General features: G+C 37.3%; 2 protein-coding genes. One reads left to right on the forward strand and one right to left on the reverse strand.

Features of this window, described 5'->3' with window-relative positions; genetic code table 11:
* A partial coding sequence (locus B0A64_RS24850; protein WP_123875967.1) for an RteC domain-containing protein occupies positions 1–689 on the forward strand: 689 nt, incomplete at its 5' end.
* Between the two features lie 19 nt (positions 690–708).
* On the opposite strand, the gene B0A64_RS24855 is transcribed toward B0A64_RS24850, so the two are convergent.
* A partial coding sequence (locus B0A64_RS24855) for an SH2 domain-containing protein (RefSeq protein WP_208863574.1) occupies positions 709–934 on the reverse strand: 226 nt, incomplete at its 5' end.

The following is a 934-nucleotide window of genomic DNA, read 5'->3' on the forward strand; positions in this document are numbered from 1 at the left end:
GATTTAAAAGTCCGGCTGAAGAAATAGAGTTTTTTCGTGATATCAAGCCCCAGATCTTAGGACAATTGATTTACTATAATAAAATATTTCGAATCGAGACGGTCTGCCCTGTAAAGGACGGCAAAATGTATCAGAAATTTTTCACAAGCCAGCTTGGGCAGCTTAAACAGGAATTTAAAGAACATATCTTTTCTCATTTTTATCGCTATTACAGGTCGGGAAGAACTGACCGTGATGAGGAATATTTCATGAGAGGAAAGATAAATTACAGGGATGGGCTCAACAGTTACGTTTTTGAAATAGATAACCAGTTTTCTACTTACTACGATTCTAAAGTTGCCAGGATTATGGCCAACGAATTAATTTATACCTATCTGATAACGAAGATAAATCCAGAGGAGCATTCAAGTTCTTTGCTGAATAATCATGAATCAACCAAAGACATTTTTTGGACAGACTCTAAAAATGCGCTTATCGAACTCATTTACGCGCTCTACGCTTCGGGTGTGATATCCCATGGAAAAATTGGTATCCGCAAAATTACGCTGGTCTTTCAAATACTTTTCCGTGTACCGCTTGGAGATATTCACCATTCATTTCATCGAATGAAAGACAGGGCCACCAATCGTACCTTATTTCTAGACCAGCTCAAATCTTCCCTTGAGCAATATATGGATAAGGAGCTATAAGTTATATCAGATACTTTAATTAAAGCGGTGCTGCCAGCACTGCTTTTTTATTGCCCATATCTGCCAATTGGCAAAAGGCGAAACCCTTACTTATCGCAATGAAAGCTCTATCTAAAACCTTTATTTTCCAATGTTTGATAGAATGATTGCTAAAAAAATCTTCCTTGCCAATTGGCAGGACTTGGCAGGGAATATTTTTTTCATGTGTCAATTTTGTGGTGTTAAACCAAAAGTACTGGTTATGA

The sequence above is a fragment of the Flavobacterium araucananum genome (assembly GCF_002222055.1).
Taxonomy (GTDB): Bacteria; Bacteroidota; Bacteroidia; order Flavobacteriales; family Flavobacteriaceae; genus Flavobacterium; species Flavobacterium araucananum.